An 18,622-nucleotide genomic window follows, 5' to 3' on the forward strand; every position below is an offset into this window, starting at 1 on the left:
CAATCGCTGAAAAATAAAATTGCCAACAAGCTCATATCACACCCTCTTCCACCATATCCGCATCAACATCCACTAGCGGTTTCATTGCACTTAGGGCACCGGCAACATCTGCCAGTCTCGGAGAGGCGAATAAACGTCTGAGGGGAAGCAGCAAGCGGTGTTGCTGTTTTAAGCGGTCGATAAACCGGGTGGCCAATAAACTATCGCCACCCAATTCAAAGAAATTTTGATCGCGGTTTATCGCTGGCAGGTTAAGAAGTTCCTGCCAGATCAGTGCGACCAGGCGCTCGTTATCTGTTGCCAGCTCAGCCGCTTTTTCCTGTTGCGGTTTTTCCACCGCATGCACGAGCTTTAATACTGAAGCCCGATCCAATTTGCCGTTTGCACTCAAGGGCATTTCCGGCAAGGTCACAATGAAATCCGGGACCATATAAGACGGAAGATGGTGGCGAAGGTACTCGCGCAAGTCATCAGTACTAAAAGTTGGTGGGCATTCGGGTGCGAGCACAACGGCAGCGACCAGCTGTTGTTCTTCTGTGGTTAGCACCAGCGCGCGCTGCACAAACATCTGACGATTAAATACGGTTTCGATTTCACCCAGCTCTATGCGATGGCCACGGACCTTCACCTGGCTATCGGCGCGCCCCAAAAATTCCAAGCATCCATTCGGCCAGTAGCGTCCAAGATCCCCTGTGCGATACCAGCGCTCACCATCGACCGTAACAAAGCGCGCTTCGGTCAACTCGGGAGCCGCGCGATAGCCCATGGCGACACCATCACCACCGATCCACAGCTCACCCGTTGTCCAGTCAGGGCAGTCGCGCCCCTGGGCATCCACCACCCTGAATTTCTGGTTAGCCAGGGGGTATCCGTACGGGATCGAGTGCCAGCTTGGGGCAACGTCTATAACTTCAAAACTGTTGGACCAAATAGAAGCTTCCGTGGCGCCACCCAGTGCGATAAAACGGCATTCGGGCTGTACTTGTTTTAAGCGCTGGGGTAAATCCAGGCCAATCCAATCGCCGGAATTTAATACCAAACGCAATTTGCCAGGCGGTGTACCTGCACCGACAGTGAGTAACATATCCAGTAGCGCCGGTACCGTATTCCAGATGGTGATGCCGTAGTGACATACCCGTTGATGCCAGCACTCGGCATCCCGCCGGTCCTCTTCATCAATCAATACCAGCGCACCACCGACAGATAGCAGTCCGAAAATATCGAAAACAGAGAGGTCAAAATCCAGGGCTGAAATGGCCAGTACACGATCATTTTCATCAACAGAGAAACGTTCGTTGATATCCGCAATGGTATTCCAGGCGGCACTGTGACTGACTTCGACGCCCTTGGGTTCGCCCGTGGAGCCGGAAGTGAAAATGATATAAGCCAGTTGCTCAGGTTCTGTTGCAATAGGCTCAGAAATAGGCTCAGAAATCGGTTCACCAATAGGAGTGAACTGTTCGGCCTGATGAATTGCACTTTGGTCGAGTACCACTTTTACATCGGCACGGCGCAACATTGACTCGCGCCTGGCCTTCGGTTGATCGATACCAACAGGCAAATAAGCAGCTCCCGCTGCGAGTACCCCCAAAACAGCGGCAATCTGGTCGGGTCCTTTCGGCAGGTTAACGGCCACCACCTCGGCAGATGAAACCTGACTTTCCAATAACCAGGCAGCGATACGCAAAGCACGCTCTGCCAGGACGCCATAACTCAGGGAATTATCGTCACCCCAATATAAGGCGATATTGTCGGGATTCGCTTTTGCTTGCTGGAAAAATCGCTGCGACAAATTATCTGTTGGGTCAATTGCGGTACGCTTTTCAAGCTGGGTTCTCAATTCCCGTTGAGACTTGGGTAATAAATCAGGCGGTGTGGAATCCCATTCAGCGTCACCCGTCCATTGGAGCAAGCCGATATAGGCCTGGAACATTTCCGCGCACATCCCCTCAGGGAAAAGCGCTTCGACCACATCCCAATTTAAGAAAACGCCTCCCTCGACTTCGACCACCTGGTGATCCAACCAGACTTGCGGCGTTTGTGTCAGGGCCCAGATGGGTTCCCGCAGAGGCCCATCCTCCGGTGCCGCTGTGCCACCGGGAATACCCAGTGCACTGGTGAAGACCACGGGCATTGTGGCTTCCGCGTCGCTCTGTCGGCGGGCTAATTCCCGCATCAAGCTAACACTGGAAATATCGCGATGTTCCAGGGCCGCGCCAACTTCCCCTTGTATTTTTTTCGCTCGCACCAACCAGCTGTCACCGGCCTCAGGTCGGTAACCCACCAGGGTCAGGGAGGTGAAATCCCCCATTACCCGATAGATATCTGGATGAACTTCACGGCGATCAAACAGGGTAAGGTTCAAACTCAGGTCAGGGCGACTGCTCCAACGACTAAGCACCTCGGCAAAAGCTGTTAGAAGCAGACTTGATGGAGTGATTCCCTGCTCAGCCGCGCGCGCAACCAGGTTTTGCCAGGTCCGCTTATCAATATGCTGTTGATGGCGCACAAAGTGCGGGCGCTCAATGGATGCCGGCTCCCGCACTATGGGCAGCTGAGGCGCGGGAGGCAGCTCCGATAATTTGTGTTGCCAAAATGTTTTTGCGGCAGCCAGGGGACCTTCGGCAAGATCACTATCAAATACTGCGGTAGTTTGCGGCAATACATTGCGCACATAGTCGCGGAAAGAGAGTTCGATAGAAGGTAGATGGGTTTCAGGGCTTTGATAAAGAATATTTAACTCACGATAAAACAGCAGAATACTGAAGGCATCGAGAATCAAATTATCCAAACCGATAGCCAATCGGGTATTGCGCCCACAGCGCACAGCACGGACATCAAACAGTGGCCACCGGCTGGGCTCAAACACCTGCTCAGCGCACTCCTGTCGCAGTTGAGCAAAAGCAGAAGCTGGATCGCGGTCTACCTCTGTAACATCAATGGAAAATCTCGGCACATCGGCAAGGATGCGCTGACGACCTTCACTGTCGAATACAGCCCGCAGCATTTCATGGCGGGCAATCATCGCATTTAGTGCAGACTCCAAACGCTCCAGATCGAGATCAACAACGTCGTATTCGCGATAAAAATGACAACCGATACCACCCAAAACAAATTCCGGGTCCCTTCCCAGCCAATAGGCCCGCTGGACATCGGTAGGTTCAAAAGCGGCGTACCGATTGGCCTTATCCGATTGCCAGGGTGTAACAGTAATTTCGGTAGTGTCTTTATTTCGCTGTGGGTTCTCAGTTGGATCTTGAACTAATGTCGCAGCAAAGTCGGCCAAGCTGGGCTGGCTAAATAATTCCGACAGTGTGACACCTTCAAAGCCAGACTCGCGCAGATCTCGCACAACACGGGTTGCTAACAGGGAGTCACCTCCAAGTGCGAAGAAGTTATCGTCCCGGGCTATATCATTAACATCGAGGAATTTGCACCAGGCGGCAGCCACCTGCTGCTCTAATTTACCTTGCGGTGGGTTCTGCTTTGTCTGGTACTGCGACAGGGATTCATCGGCAAACTGCTGTAAACCGCCGCGATCAACTTTGCCATTGGCGGTAAGCGGTATTTCAGTGAGACACCAAAGCTCACTGGGCAACATGGCGCTGGTCAATCGTTGACTCAGGAACTCCCGCAAATCGTTCAAAGGTTCCTGCAACTGCTGCAAATCAACAAAGCACTTTTCTGGATTTATATTCCCTTGCGATAATTTGGATTCCAGAACGACAACCGCAACCACACCTCGCTGAGTCAGCAGTGCGACCGCTTGCGCAATCCCTTTGTGCGCAGTCAGTGCCGCTTCAATCTCGCCGAGTTCAATGCGGTGTCCGCGCACCTTGACCTGATTATCGGCGCGGCCCAAAAACTCCAGGCACCCGTTCGGCCAATAGCGGCCCAAGTCTCCGGTGCGGTACCAGCGCTCGCCTTCGTCTGTCACAAAACGGGCTGCGGTGATATCGGGAGCACCGCGATACCCCAAAGCAACGCCAGCACCACCGATCCATAACTCCCCTGTCACCCAGTCAGGGCAATCACGCCCCTGGGCATCCACCACTCTGAATTGCTGGTTGGCCAAAGGGTAACCATAGGGAATAGATCGCCAAGAGGAATCAACTTCTTTGACTTCAAAATTGTTCGACCAAATAGAAGCTTCGGTGGCCCCGCCCAAAGCGATAAAGCGGCAACCTGGGTTTACGCGCTTTAATCGTTCCGGCAGGTCAAGGCTGATCCAGTCGCCAGAATTTAATACCAGGCGCAGCTCCCCAGCTGGGGTATTACCACCCGTGGTCAGCAGCATATCCAAAAGCGCCGGCACCGTATTCCACACAGTAACGCCATGCTGGCACACCAGCTGATGCCAGCGCTCAGCATCCCGCCGGGATTCCTCTTCAACCAATACCAATGCACCGCCGGCGGACAAGAGCCCAAAAATATCGTAAACGGAAAGGTCGAAATCCAATGCTGATACGGCGAGCACTCGATCATTTTCGTTAACCGAAAAGCGCGTGTTAATGTCCGCTATTGTGTTCCAGGCACTCCCGTGACTAATTTCTACGCCCTTGGGTTCACCGGTAGAGCCGGAGGTGAAAATGGTATAGGCGAGACCTTTGGCCTCTCCCACGACAGGCTTGGATAAAGGCGCGACACCGGAGAGCACAGACAAGTTATCTATAACCAGCTTGGCTCCAGCAAGCTTTATCACGCGCTCTCTACGTAGCGGTGGCTGGTCTATACCCAGCGGCAGATATGCCGCTCCTGCCGCTAATACGCCCAAGGCTGCAATAATCTGCTCCGGTCCCTTGGGTAATAAAATACCGACCAAATCACCGGGCTCAACGCCTTGAAGCTGTAAATACGCGGCCATCGCCAAAGCACTGTGGGCCAACTCCCCGTAACGGATTTGATCACCGCTCCAATAGAGAGCCACTGCTTCTGGGCAGTTTTTGGCATTGCTAAAAAAATGTTCGTGTAATTGGTGAGGCTGGTATGGCTTGGCTGTGGAATTTACCTGCTGGCGCTGCTGCTTTTGTTCCGCTGGCAGCAGCGATGGTATCGGCTGGGCCCAGAATTCCGGGCTGCCGATCAGGCATTCCAGTAACTGCGTAAAGGCGGCAAACATGCCATCCAGGACGCCGGGAGCAAAAGCAGCTTCCCGCGCATCCCAGTTTACGGACAGGCCACCTTTGAGTTCCATAACCTGTACGTCCAGCCACACTTGTGGCCCTTGGGAGATAATCCAATTGACATCTCCAAAGGCACTCCGAACTGACTCGCCAAATAATTCTCCCAACCCAAGCGCACTGGTAAAAACAACCGGCGCAAACACCGTTTGTCCCTGTTGCCTGCTGAGGTCACGCAGCACCTCTACGCCGGAATAACTCCCGTGCGCTACATCCTGACGGAAGTTGTGTTGTAAACGCTGTGCACGCTCAACAAAGGTTCCACTCTGGCTGCCCTGCCAGGCAAGCAAGATCGAAGAAGTAAAGTCTCCTACCAGAGAGTTGACATCCCGGTGCAGGGATTCCCGGTCGAACAGGGGGAGATTCAGCAGGAAATCTGACTCTTCGCTATAGGCCGTAAGCACTTCCGCAAGCGCCGCTGCCAAGGTCATGGATAAAGTAATACCGTGACGACTCGCAAATTCCGCTAGCTGGTTTTTCCGATCAGCAGACAGACTATAGTGGCGACGAACAACGCGACGAGTGTCTTTAGACTCAATACCTATTGCAGTGGGTAATTGAGGAGCACCAGTCAAATCTGCCAGGCGATCCTGCCAGTGTTCTTTGGCCTGCTGCTTCTCAGCTCGGCGCTCTTCCTTTGAGTGAAGAGCGCTGCGGTCAGCCTGGTAGCGCGGATAACTGTAATTAAGCGGAACCAGAGGCTGTTCTGGTTCCAGGTAGAGCTTGGCCAAGTCATTCAGTAACACGCGCAGACTAAAGGCATCTGCAGCTACCATATCCAGATTAATATGTAGGCGTGTGCCGCCAGCTTTTAATTCAGCAGGTAACATTGAGAGCTGTACATCAAAAACCTCGCCCTGCGATATATCCAGCTGCCGATGGGAGAGTTGCTCCCTAACAGCGATAAGACTCTGCTCCGCTTCTGCGGCAGCCTGATGCCTGAAATCATGAACCTTTAAACCGGGCCAGCTCACTTCTGCGGGAATCTGCTGTCGACCATCATCGAGGATTTGAACACGCAGCATCCCATGCCGCTCGAATAGGGAGCGCACAGCCTGTTCCAATCGATCAGGTACTACATCCTGACCATCAAACTCATGATAAAAATGTGCGGCAACGCCCCCTAAATATTGATTCGGGTCTCGTCCAATCCAATAGGCATGTTGCATCGGTGCCAAATCAAAGGGAGTGCCTTCATCAAAGGCTCCCGGCACAGATAAATGTTCACTGGTACTTTCTTCAGTTCCAGTAGCCAACTGAGGTAGAGAAAGCCAGGCTTCCAATTGAGGCACTGCAATAAGATCAGCAAATTTTACTTTGATCTTTTTCTGCCTTAATTGACCAGCTATCTTCATGATTTGTACTGAGTTGAGCCCCAGTGCAATTAAGTCAGCCTGCGGATGAATACCATTAATATCGGCATCAATAGCCTGACAAACTAAATCCTTTAACAAGCTGGCCGGGCTGATTGGCTCTAATTTATTCTGCGGCTTCGGCGACAAGAGATACGCTCCTTATTGCGTCTCGGATAACACGCATTTTGATGCAACTTTCACGATACTCGTGGGTAGGAAGGGAAGCCTCAACCAGGCCGCAACCGGCAAATAGTGTTACCGTGCCCGGAGTAATAAGTGCAGAACGCAGTGCAACAGCAAACTCCCCTTCCCCCTCGGCATTGAGCCAACCAACAGGTCCGGCATACCAACCGCGATCCAGGCCTTCATTTTCACGGATATACTTCAGTGCTTTTTTCCTGGGCAGGCCTCCCACCGCAGCACTGGGGTGTAAATCCGATAAGATATCCAACAGATTTACGCCATCTTTCACCAAGCCCTCTAGAGGCGTCAGCAAATGCTGAATTTGCTTTAATTTACAGAGTTGGGGCGGTTCTGGTTCCGCTACGCTGTGGCAGTATTTGCGCAAAATAGAAAGGAGATGTTGGACAACCAGGTCGTGTTCAAATCGGTCCTTATCGCTGTCAAGCAGAGATATCCCCAATTTATAATCAATTGCCGGATCTTTTCCCCGAGGTGCGCTACCGGCCAAAGCCACTGTGCTAATACGCCCGTCTTTACCAGCCGCTAAGCGCTCAGGCGAAGCCCCAAGAAAGCAACTTTTTCCGCGGGAAAAGGCAAATAAATAGGCATCGGGGTAAGATTCTTGTAAATATCCGAGAATACTTCCCGGGCAGCAATCCGCGCTCAGTGATTCAGAACGAGCGAGAACTACTTTTTGAAATTCGTTGCGCTTGATTGATTCGACCGCGCCTACTACACGCTGCTGCCAAGCCATTTGGCCTGCATAATTTTGGCTAAAATCAGACTCCATCGAAAACAAATTGTCATTCGCAGAAAGGTCAGAGCTACGAGACAAAATATGCTGCCACCGCGCCTTCAGCCGCTCCGCAGTCTGATTGCATTCTGTTTGATCGGTAACGATAAAATTCATTACCAGATAACTGCGATCCCCTTCACAGTAAAGGGCCAACTCGGGCAACGTAAGCGCCCCTGCGGGAAAGTCTTGCCACAAGGATGAGGAATCTTTTTGGCTATCAAAAGCAAACCCACCACACAAAACCGGCCGATGCCCCCCGCTTACCACAGCGGAGGACATCAATTTTTGCCAATTGGCTTGGATTTCAGACCAAGATTCCCCTGGGGCACAACTAAATTCACAGGCAGAGCCAAAGGTCACAGCATATTCATCTCTAGAGGGCACACCCCACAGAGACGCGAACCTTTCATGCTGATAGCCGGAGGCAAACAACCCTATTGGGCTGCGTCTATGACATGGAGATGAAAACGATGCCAGAACCTCTGGCTGTCCCTGGCTTACCCTGGACTTGGCTTCCTGCAAACAGGCTTCCAGGCCAGCATATTTAGAGCGGCCCTTCATACACCTTCCTCAACTGGCAAGCCGCGCTCAGCGCGCCAATGCAGCTTTTGCTGAGTGATAAACCAGCGAATAATCCCGGTAAAAAGCTGCTCTATATAATCTGCGGAAAGTTGTTCTTTCTCAGCCCAACGACGGCGGTCAATCAACATCTCCGCAACCCGGTCTGGAGCAGGAATACTCGTTTCATCCGGCTTGAACTGGGCTGCTGACAAAACATACCCCATACGCCGCTGCAACAGCCTGATGATCTCACGATCAATGGAATCGATACCTTGGCGGATCTCATTCAGATTTTCACACTCCATTGGTAGCTTCGTTGCTTGCATAGAAACTCCATCACCTAAGCTGTTCATCTTCCCATCGATAATGAAACGTTATAACATATCATTTTCGAAATCAACGGGATGTTTGTTTTGGATTTGGGCGTCAGGGTGGAGAGAGTGTGTGCTACTTGTTACTAAAGAGAAATAATTCGAACATCATCAAAAATAATGATCCCGGATTAATCGAGGCAGAGATCCGCTATCTATTGAACGATGGAGAATATAGGGCCGCTCAACAGCCCTATTCTCCCGACAATTAATTTCGATAGCGTTACAAGAAACAGAAAGATTTTATACGGCCAACTTAACTTTACATGCAGTTAGGCCAAGCGGAGCTTCTGAACAATATGGCCAACCACCAGATCAGGACAATCTGACAGATAAAAATGGTTACCTGCGTATTCTTTCAATTGGAACTCACCATTGGTCCACTGCTGCCAACCCCGAGCTTCATCGGTGCTCAACTCAGGATCATCCCGTCCTAGCATCGCGGTGATGGGACAATCTAAAAGTTGGTCCGAGGACATCTTGCTGGTTTCGATCAATCGATAATCCTGGCGTATAGCAGGAAGTAGTAGAGCCCTTAACTCAGGAATTTCCAATAATTCAGGAGAGGTGCCGCCAAGCTCAATGAGTTGTTGGCACAGAGATTCATCACTCAACTGGTGTACGTTTCCAATCTTTTGAAATTGTGGAGCTTCGCGCGCAGAGACAAATATGTGTTCAGGACCGCACAATTTTTCGCGATACAAGGAGAGAGCCAATTCATGAGCAACTGTAGCTCCCATACTGTGCCCAAATACTGCCCAGGGTTTATCGATGACAGGTTTGATAGCCCTACATAACAAAGCAATTAAAGTTTGCATATTTGTGGGCATAGTTTCATTACAGCGTTGCTCCCTACCCGGTAAACATACGAGCACCAATTCTATGGAATCTGGCAATAATTTCGCCCAAGGTCGATAAAGTGATGCTGTACCACCAGCATGAGGCAAACACAAAAGTCGGATAGCCGCTTTAGGTTGAGGGCGAGGGATTTGTAGCCAAGCGCCGGACATAGATTTATCTCAATAAGAAATTTGAAGCCGTGAATACTAACTGTTAATTCTTAATTTAGAAATCTGAAGAAGATTCAAAAAAACACTCCCCTGCTCCACCCAAACATTTCAGGAGACCAGCATGGAAAATAATTTACTTAATGGATACACGCCTCACCCAAAGGAACTAGAGGATTTCTATCAGCAACAAGGAATTTGGGATAACCAACCTATTTGGGAGCTGATCACACGTAATGCGAAAAACTTTCCCAATCAATGCGCAGTTCGGGACCTATCGGATCAATTAACTTATGCTGAATTGGTTAATGAGGCCGATAGCATTGCTGCAGGCCTGGTGGAACAAGGCTACAAAGTTGGGGAGCGGGCAATACTCCAGTGGAGCAATCAGGTCAGTTTTATTACAACCCTGCTCGGCTTATTTCGAGCGGGACTGGTTCCTGTACTAGCTTTGCCTGCGCATCGCCAAAATGAAATATGCCATTTTGCACAGGTCTCGGGTGCCAGTATCTATATCACTTCAGGAGCGGAAAGTGATGCAAGCCGTCACAGCATGATAGAACAAATTGCTTCGCAATCTCCGACTTTGCGAGGCATATACAGTTCTGATGAAAATGACACATTCCCCTCCCTGCCCAGAAGAGAATGCCAAGGCTTCACCCCTGTTCCCGTAGACCCCAACGCCCCAGCTCTATTCCTCGTTTCCGGTGGCACTACAGGACTTCCGAAACTTATTCCACGCTCCCACAATGACTATCGCTACAACATTACCTGCGCTACGGCTGCTTGTAATTTAGGAAAAGATGAAATCTATCTGGCAGTACTCCCCGCCGCCCATAATTTTCCATTGGGTTGCCCCGGCATTCTGGGCACGCTATCCATGGGTGGGCAGGTAATATTCACCAAAGATGCAAGCCCGGACTACTGCTTTGAGCTGATAGAGCGTTACGGCGTAACCGCCACAGCCCTGGTCCCAGCACTGGCTCAAGTCTGGACTGCAGCGACAGAATGGGAAGATGCTGATTTAAGCTCTCTCCGCTTACTTCAAGTTGGTGGCTCAAAACTGAGTCCAACTGACGCCTATGCTGCGATAGATGCTTTTCCCGGTGCACTACAGCAGGTATTCGGAATGGCCGAAGGGTTGATTTGTTACACCCATCGCGAAGATAACAATGAAACCATCACCAATACTCAAGGAAGACCTATGAGTTCCCTCGATACTCTAAAAGTGGTTGATGAGTACGGGCAGGAAGTGAAAGCCGGAGAAGAAGGAGAACTGCTTACTCGCGGCCCCTATACACTGAGAGGCTATTACCGTGCAGAAGAACATAACCGACGCGCTTTTACCCCAGATGGATTCTATTGCAGCGGGGATCGTGTACGCATTCTGGACAATGGCAATATTGTAGTTACTGGACGACTCAAAGATGTTGTAAATCGGGGCGGGGAAACATTTGCATGTGACGAAATTGAAGAGCATCTACTCGCCCACCCCAGCATCCAACAAGCAGCTATCATTGCTTTGCCAGACCAAGAAATGGGAGAGCAAGTTGGAGCGACTATCGTATGTACGGATAAAGCGCCAAGCTTGCAAACGTTGCGCGACTTCTTAACCGAAAGGGGCCTGGCCAGCTTTAAGCTACCTGAGCAGCTTAAAGTGTTATCTCGTCTGCCGGTTACCGCAGTCGGGAAAGTTGATAAGAGGAAGCTCTTAGATCTTATCGATTAGTACTATTTGAGAGATTGAGCACCCATATTCATGAAAGTATGGCTTTAACCCATACTTTCATTTTAAATGAACAAGAAGTATAAATCAGAATATAAAGGATATACCAACTTGCAACACATTAAGGTTCCTTAAATCAAATTCTATATGATCAAAGTCATTTATATAATACTCCCCCACCTTACCAACATTATGCAGCATGTATTCGGCACTTATACGGAAAGAATTATTAAAGTTGTATCGCGCACCTAGACCTACATGGAAATAGCTTTTACTGAATTCATTTGACCCATAATAGTTACCACCAGCGTAAAATTCATCCATAGTATATGACCAGTCCAGCTGCGCAAAACTATAGCCCAACAACAAATACATGCAGGACCTGTCGCAATACCAAGATAAATCCAGAGTTCCTGTAATTGAAAATACATCCAAGCGATGTTTCTGATTGACCTGGTATCGCTCAACAACTGTAACTTCGTCATCGATATAATCGATATTTTCTACCAATATCGATCGCCCTAAATTTGTTCTGCCATAGCTAAAGCGAAGTTCAAACGGGTAGCCATTGAAGTCGATCCCGATATCGACGCTGCCCCAAGGCTCACTTCCTGAACTTGAGGTTTTGTAGTAACTATATTCGTAAAAATAATCGTAGTAGAAATATGGGTCATAAAATACACCCACAGTACGATAATCCTGCTTAACCTCCAGCCTATTAACTCCACCATTCAGTGAAATATATGGACGAACCCCCCACGGGTTTTCTAGACTACCATAGTCAGCAGCTATGGCCTCCATGGAAAAAATAAGTGATCCAATAATGACAGCTGAGTGCAGGCGCATAGTAACCTCCTTGTCGCTTTACACAACTCAAGACCCTCACAGAATCCAATACATTGATTTGTCGATATGACTAAAAGTCCTTTACAGCGGAACAAAAAACAATTTGTCAAAGCTCCCATCTTGATATCGACAAATGGTGTTCTTATGCAATGAAAAGCTATGGATTCAAAGTAAATTTGTACTCCTATAAATTTAAAAATAGCAGTTACTCCTAACTTCCAGGGCTCAATTTACTGCCAGGGTAGCGAAAGGTGTTAGCAAAGTGATGAACGGGCATAAACCAACAATGTAAGAACGAAGCCGTTAGATTTATACACGCCGTTTAAATACTCTGAATTTCAGATATAAACAACAATCAAAAACGATACTCTTATATTATTCATACTTTGATGCCGAGCAACACAAGGAGGAGGGCTGAAAATCAGGACACTCCGCGATCCCTTGCCGTTTTATGTCATTTGACCAACTATTTTATGCTGGCATAACATTTACCTCAGCATCAAGATTCTTTGTGGCAACCCCGGTCAATGAATACGAAATTGCGTCCAGGGTTGTCACGCAAAAAAATATCATTTTGGCGGCGCACATTTATCGGCTATCGCATATAACTCCACCCTACTGATATGAAAACGATCCATATTCACATCCTTAAAAGCCATTAACTGGATCTCAAAGAGTCTAGTTTGCAATACCCGGTTGTGCGTTGGTGGCGCATACTTAGACTTACTACTATGTAAAAACTATTTCTCGGATCGGGATACTATTTGTCAGTCAAACCTAAGAGGAATAATTAAACACTCAATGTCCGCCGTAACTTCAATAGATCCTAATAACCAATGCAAACTTCGTACTCTCTTTTCCCACATCAGAATTACACAGTGATCTATAAACTAATACCCACTTGTAACTAAGTGGCAAAACTTGGCTGGCCATTAATTTTGTTTGCGCAAATCAGGTATATCATGATGCTCCCTCTCCACGGAAAGCGTATTCTTTCATTCGAAACCTGGGGCGCAGGGTCCTTTCATGGCACTTTACTAGCTTTTCTGGGCGCAGAAGTAGTCAATATTGAAGACCCCAAACAAGGTGGGAATCCACTTAGAAAAATGGGATCTATCTATCTTGATGAAGCTCGCGAAGACAATGAGACAAGTGAATCGACGCTCCACAACAAGAAGAGCTTGGCCCTGGATATCAGGGATCCCACTGGCAGGGAGGTATTCTTGAAGCTTGTGAATAACTCACATGCTGTTATCGACAACTTTCGAGGTTCTTTGCCCGAAGAGTTAGGCGTTACCTATGCTGACCTCAAAGTGGCGAACCCCAAAATAGTTTGTACCCATCTCTCAGGGTATGGCAGAGACAACAATAGAAAGCACTGGCCAGGATATGATTTCCTTATGCAGGCAGAAACTGGTTGGATGTCAGTGACTGGAGAACCAGGATCGATCCCAACCAAAGTTGGCGTGTCAGTAGTGGATCTCCTGGGGAGTGTCTATTCAGCCCTCTGTACCGTTTCAGGGTTACTGAGGACCGAAGTCACAGGAAAAGGCGGTGATTTTGACACTAACTTATTCGATATTGCGCTAAATTGCCTCTGCTACCAAGGGTTATGGTTTCTCAACGAGGGGATAGTCCCAGGGAAGCAACCTCGCTCAGCCCACGCATCCCAAGCACCTTGCCAATTAGTAAAGACAGCAGATGGTTGGTTTTACGTGGCCTGCTTAACCCAGAAATTCTGGGAAATGCTTTGTCACGAACTAGGCTCCGATTTATTACAAACTAATGCCCGCTTTTTGACCAATGAAAGCAGGATGCAAAACAGAGAGCTGCTGACAGAAGCTCTAGACCAGCACTTCCAGAAGAGAACAACAAAAGAATGGTGCGCTCAAATGGAGGGTAAAATCCCCTGTGCCCCGGTCTATGATATCGCCGAGGCGCTTAACAACCCCTATGTCCAAGATAACGACAAGACTGTATCAATTCCTTATACACGCAGTACAAGCCGTGACTCAATACAATTTATAAACGCCCCCTTCTCTATTCCCGACACTCCTCCAGTGCCTTTCCAGCAAGCACCACTTTACGGAGAGAACACTCGAGAGATCCTTGGTGACTTGGGTATCCTACAAGATGAAGTGGAGTCCCTGGCAAAAGCTGGCGTGATCTATTGCTGCTGAAATGCATCGGTACTGATGAGGATAACTCCCAATTGGCCAGACCACCCTCTACCTAGGCGCCCTGTTACTACAATTTCCTCAGTTCCACCCGATACCTCACCACCCCAGGAAGACGGGATTGAACGGGAGCTACCTTAACGCTATGAACATCGGCCACCTGGATTGGAATGCCATTCTCGCCCACGCCCGCAGTCTTTCACTCTACGGTGGACCAGATATACCGGTTTCTGCCGTATGTCTCGATGACATTCCCGTTTGTGGCCCCGTTGAACTGAAACATATCAGCCAAAATGCCGCGCAGGAACACGGAGCCATTATCATGTCTAGCGGCGGCACAACTGGAAAGCCGAAGCTGGCCTATACACCTTATCACCAGGCAATTCAAAGATTGCTCAAGGAATGGCGCCCGCTCAGCTCTCAAAGTGTTCTTCTTAATCTCTTTAATCCTGGGCGGCTATGGGGTGCACACTACTTTATTCAAACACTGGCAGAGGCTTCCAAATGCACCATTGCACCTACAGGCCCCTTTATACCCGGTGAGGTGGAGAATTGGCTGGAACTTCTACATAACATCGATGTGGACTCACTTGCTGGCGCACCCACAGGACTGGCAGATTTTGCCGAAGGTGTACTAGGTTCAGGCCGCCAACTCCCAATAAAGACAATTATCTGGATGGGGGAACCTTGGACCAAAGCAAAGTTGAAGGTCATACGTAAGGCTTTTCCTGATGCTGGGCTGTGGTGCGACTATGGATCGGTAGAAACCAATAGCATTGCTGTCAATTCCCCTGAGTGTGATTTGAACATATATCACCTTTTAGCTGACCAATTGATCGAAACTGACGATCAAGGCGCCCTGCTTACCCGTGTAGGTACAGGGTGGACAGTACCCATAGTGCGTTACCGGTTAGGTGACCTAATCCAAAAAGCAACTTGTCCCTGTGGTCGCCCTAATGGCCTATCTATTCAGGGGAGAGCAGATGACAATGTCGGGTTATGCAGCGCCCTTCTGGACCTCAATAAGATCATAGAACTCACCTATGAATGTGAAGGCGTCGAAGAAGTTCAACTACTTCTCAGCGGCGACACACAAACAAAAAAGTCTGCCGATTCAATAGTCGTTCAGTTCACAGGCACGGCAAGTGCCAAGAGCATCTGTGAGCGTATTTTGTACAACATTCACAACCTCGCCTCTGTTGTCAGACAGTACCCTCAGTCCTTCACAATACAAAAAGCCGAGCGACTTAAGCGTATCGAACGCACCAACAAAGTTCCCCGGGTAATTTGGAGAATGAGCGATGGGAAATAGCGGTAGAACTCAAATCATAACTCCCCCTAGTGCATCCGACGGCCCTATGTGGGACCGTCTTATGGGAAACTATAATTTTGCCTGCCTGATGGTTTCTGCAAGGTTGGATATCACCGGGCTAATTGAACGCGGTTACGATTCCTGCGAAGCACTCAGTAAGGAATTGCAGCTCAGCAATAAAGGAATGGGCTTCTTTCTGTTGATTCTGAGTCATTTGGGGTATATCTGCTTCGACAAACAACAAGTGAAAAATACAGAGCTGGGGAAATGCTACCTCTCCAAAAATAGTCACTACTATTGGGGGGAAGTCTTACTCGATCCTTTTCAAATCTATGACATCAATCACCTGGATAAAAAGATACTCACCAGCTTACAAAGAGAATATGAGCTGGAATGTAAAGGTCGCTCTGTAACCGACATGTGGCAAAAAAATGACATGGACAATGACTCGGCAGCAGCTTTTACTCATCTGATGCATTCGCAGGGGTTTGCCTCCGCAGTTGAGGCTGCTTCCTGCGGTATTTTTGAAAACGCTCAAACCTTACTCGATGCCGGTGGAGGCTCTGGAACCATTGCTCTCGCCTTCTGCGATACCTATCCTGAGCGCAATGCTCTGCTCTTCGACCTGCCGCCGGTTTGCGATATAGCAGCAATGTATATAAATAAGTTCAAGAAAAACCAGCAAATCCAGATAGTTAAGGGGGATTTCTTTAGAGACCCATGGCCTGAGGGGTTCGATGGCATTTGCTTTAGCAATGTGTTGCACGATTGGCAGCATGCTACATGCCAAATCTTAATCGACAGAGCCTTCGCACTTTTACCAAAAGGTGGGCAGGTATTTATCCACGATATGCTCTTCGATGATACTCGTTTAACGCCAAGCTTGTTCTGCTTTCATTTGTTTATGAACCACGGCTCCCAACTATACTCAGCCAAAGCGCTTTATCGGATGCTTGAGACAGCAGGATTTGTAAATCCTCAATCATACCAGGCACTCGGCTATTTCTCGGTATTATCAGCCAGAAAGCCCTAGCCCTACCCTTATTATCCTATTTTACTTATATGATATCTATCGCTACTTCCACGAGCAGTTCGTTTTTTGATTACCCTTTCGTCACCGACTGACTATTAGGGTATTAGCTAGAAAGTGTTTAACCTTTAAATAATAGTAAATAGTTTTTGGTTTAAGCATTATAAAACTATAACTTTGTGAGGTGCTTCTCGTTAATACATTTAAAGTAGCTAACAGGTTATATCTTTTCGATATCATTGCTTTCGCACTCTATTGCCCTTCAGGGGTTTATACTTGAAACATTTGAAGATTATTGAAGTTCCTGATATCCGACCTCACAAGGGAGACGGGTAGAAATAAACTTCATACGTTTAGAGACGCAAGTATTGCTGCATGCGATTACTTTTATCTCGGCAGTCGTAATAGAGAGCGCAATTAAATCTGTTTAAAAAATAACAAACTCAGGCGAACAGTAGGAATAATAATGAAAAAAAACTATTCATGGTCACTCTCGAAAGGGCTAAAGAAGATTTGTATCGCTTTATTTAGTTATATAACGTTGATGAGTACGCCTCTATTTGCAGAGACCGATCCTTATTCAATGTTGGTTCAATTCAACCTCTATTACGATTACGAGACAGAACAAGGTACCAATGACCACGCAAAATATGCACTCGAGCTACAACGGCGCCTGACTTACTCAACACCAATTCGCTATACACAAGTCCTTGCAACACACAACAGTTATAACTCTGATGCCTATGGTGCTATCTGGGTAGGCTCTGAACAATCTGCCAGGGTTAAAGACCAAATTGATATTGGTGCTGAAATTATTGAGCTGGACCTGCATCAGTTCAGTGGTGAACAATATTTTTGTCATGGCTCATTCTACTGTAATTTCTGGCTTGATCCTCAACGCGTTCCTATCTCTACTGTATTGGGAGATTTGAGGGATTGGGCTTACAAGCAGGATCAATATGGCACTAACCGTACAGTAATCATACATATCGAAAATGCGGTATCGTCCGGTGCCCAGGTAACTTTTAAAAACCATCTTATAGATCAGATAGGCCTGGAATACATTTACACACCCCAAGACTATAGAGAGGACTTTCCCAATGGGGTTGAAGTCACGAGCTATAAACGAACCTCACTTCCCTCTCAAGAGTTATCACGGGAGACAGTCCGTAAACATGATGGTGTAAATGGGAAAAAGAGATTCGTATTTTTTTGGACAAAAAATGACAGCAATATTGGGGATGATAATGAGTCATTCGATGTAATATTCGATGGATGGGGAGGACTGGACCGGCACTGGAAGAGTGGCGATGACGATTCCCTGGACAACTGGGATGACGGTATCAACACCGTAGAACACTATGATGTCAGTGCTACAGACAGCAGATTTCAAAATAAAGGACTATGGTCTTGGGGAGAGGGAGAACCCAATGATCATGGTAACGGAGAGGACTGCGCTGTTATCAGAAGCGACGGGCGCTTTAACGACCGTCAATGTGATCGCTCTTATTCATTTGCTTGTAAAAGGCGGTTAAATGGAGAACTGCATGTAAACGACTTAAAAGATGATGGCGCTATCGATTACCCTGTTATGTGGTCACTGACTACGAGGAAGTCTACCTGGTCGAATGGAGAGAGTGAATGTCAGGCACTGGGTACTCAATGGCACTTCGATGTGCCTCGCAATATGATGGAAGCACTCGCATTGAAAAGTAAGCTGGCAGCTGCCAGTGAGACAGCAGCCTGGATTGCTTATACTGACCAGGATAGTGAAGGTACAATTGAAGGTGACTTTATAATAACAACTGTAGATTACTAAAAAGATATTATAGGGTTCTTTGTCTTAAGGTAATTAGAGATCTACTAACTTTCAACTTGATCTGACAGTTACCCGCTTCTTAAAAGAAGCCCTGTCAGATCAAGTTCAATCATGCCTATTTTTAATGTGATAACATCTTATCTTTACGGCCAATCATCCTATAAAAATATTTAAAAGACCTCACAATAAAAAATCTGTGGTACAGGTAACGAGCTACCGATGACTCCTATTCTCAAGGTTAACAGCAGCCCGCCTAATT

The 18,622-nt window shown here is 47.9% G+C and carries 10 protein-coding genes; 5 read left to right on the forward strand and 5 right to left on the reverse strand.

The genetic code is table 11. From position 1 onward, the window contains the following. Window positions 1–31: 31 nt before the first annotated feature. From ACJJIS_RS10695 to ACJJIS_RS10710, 4 genes are all read right to left on the reverse strand, one after another. Window positions 32–6,682, reverse strand: coding sequence for a non-ribosomal peptide synthetase (locus ACJJIS_RS10695; protein WP_475710251.1), 6,651 nt, complete (start codon window positions 6,680–6,682; stop codon window positions 32–34). After that, complete coding sequence (locus ACJJIS_RS10700; RefSeq protein WP_475710252.1) at window positions 6,660–8,075, reverse strand: isochorismate synthase; 1,416 nt, start codon at window positions 8,073–8,075, stop codon at window positions 6,660–6,662. Before ACJJIS_RS10700 ends, ACJJIS_RS10695 begins: the two co-directional genes overlap by 23 nt. Next, on the reverse strand, window positions 8,072–8,401 hold the full coding sequence (locus tag ACJJIS_RS10705; protein WP_444908227.1) for an isochorismate lyase: 330 nt from the start codon (window positions 8,399–8,401) through the stop codon (window positions 8,072–8,074). Before ACJJIS_RS10705 ends, ACJJIS_RS10700 begins: the two co-directional genes overlap by 4 nt. A gap of 317 nt (window positions 8,402–8,718) precedes the next feature. Then, complete coding sequence (locus ACJJIS_RS10710) at window positions 8,719–9,456, reverse strand: thioesterase II family protein (protein ID WP_475710253.1); 738 nt, start codon at window positions 9,454–9,456, stop codon at window positions 8,719–8,721. 121 nt (window positions 9,457–9,577) lie between these two features. On the opposite strand from ACJJIS_RS10710, the gene ACJJIS_RS10715 reads away from it, so the two are divergent. Continuing rightward, the gene (locus ACJJIS_RS10715; RefSeq protein ID WP_445358322.1) at window positions 9,578–11,182 is read left to right on the forward strand and encodes a (2,3-dihydroxybenzoyl)adenylate synthase; all 1,605 of its coding nucleotides are present in this window, start codon (window positions 9,578–9,580) and stop codon (window positions 11,180–11,182) included. 84 nt (window positions 11,183–11,266) lie between these two features. On the opposite strand, the gene ACJJIS_RS10720 is transcribed toward ACJJIS_RS10715, so the two are convergent. Continuing rightward, window positions 11,267–12,025 carry a putative outer membrane beta-barrel protein gene (locus tag ACJJIS_RS10720; protein WP_475710254.1) on the reverse strand — a complete coding sequence of 253 codons (759 nt, stop codon included), beginning with the start codon at window positions 12,023–12,025 and terminating at the stop codon, window positions 11,267–11,269. 962 nt (window positions 12,026–12,987) lie between these two features. On the opposite strand from ACJJIS_RS10720, the gene ACJJIS_RS10725 reads away from it, so the two are divergent. The 4 genes from ACJJIS_RS10725 to ACJJIS_RS10740 all read left to right on the forward strand — a co-directional run bounded on the left by ACJJIS_RS10725 (window position 12,988) and on the right by ACJJIS_RS10740 (window position 18,363). Next, window positions 12,988–14,205 carry a CaiB/BaiF CoA transferase family protein gene (locus ACJJIS_RS10725; protein ID WP_475710255.1) on the forward strand — a complete coding sequence of 406 codons (1,218 nt, stop codon included), beginning with the start codon at window positions 12,988–12,990 and terminating at the stop codon, window positions 14,203–14,205. A gap of 118 nt (window positions 14,206–14,323) precedes the next feature. Continuing rightward, entirely contained in the window at window positions 14,324–15,514 is a 1,191-nt protein-coding gene (locus tag ACJJIS_RS10730; RefSeq protein WP_475710256.1) for an AMP-binding protein, read from the forward strand. Window positions 15,515–15,575: 61 nt separating this feature from the next. Beyond that, on the forward strand, window positions 15,576–16,547 hold the full coding sequence (locus tag ACJJIS_RS10735; RefSeq protein WP_475710257.1) for a methyltransferase: 972 nt from the start codon (window positions 15,576–15,578) through the stop codon (window positions 16,545–16,547). Between the two features lie 463 nt (window positions 16,548–17,010). Beyond that, the gene (locus tag ACJJIS_RS10740) at window positions 17,011–18,363 is read left to right on the forward strand and encodes a lectin-like protein (RefSeq protein ID WP_475710258.1); all 1,353 of its coding nucleotides are present in this window, start codon (window positions 17,011–17,013) and stop codon (window positions 18,361–18,363) included. Window positions 18,364–18,622 lie beyond the last annotated feature (259 nt).

This window comes from Microbulbifer maximicatervae (SeqCode), from assembly GCF_056231245.1.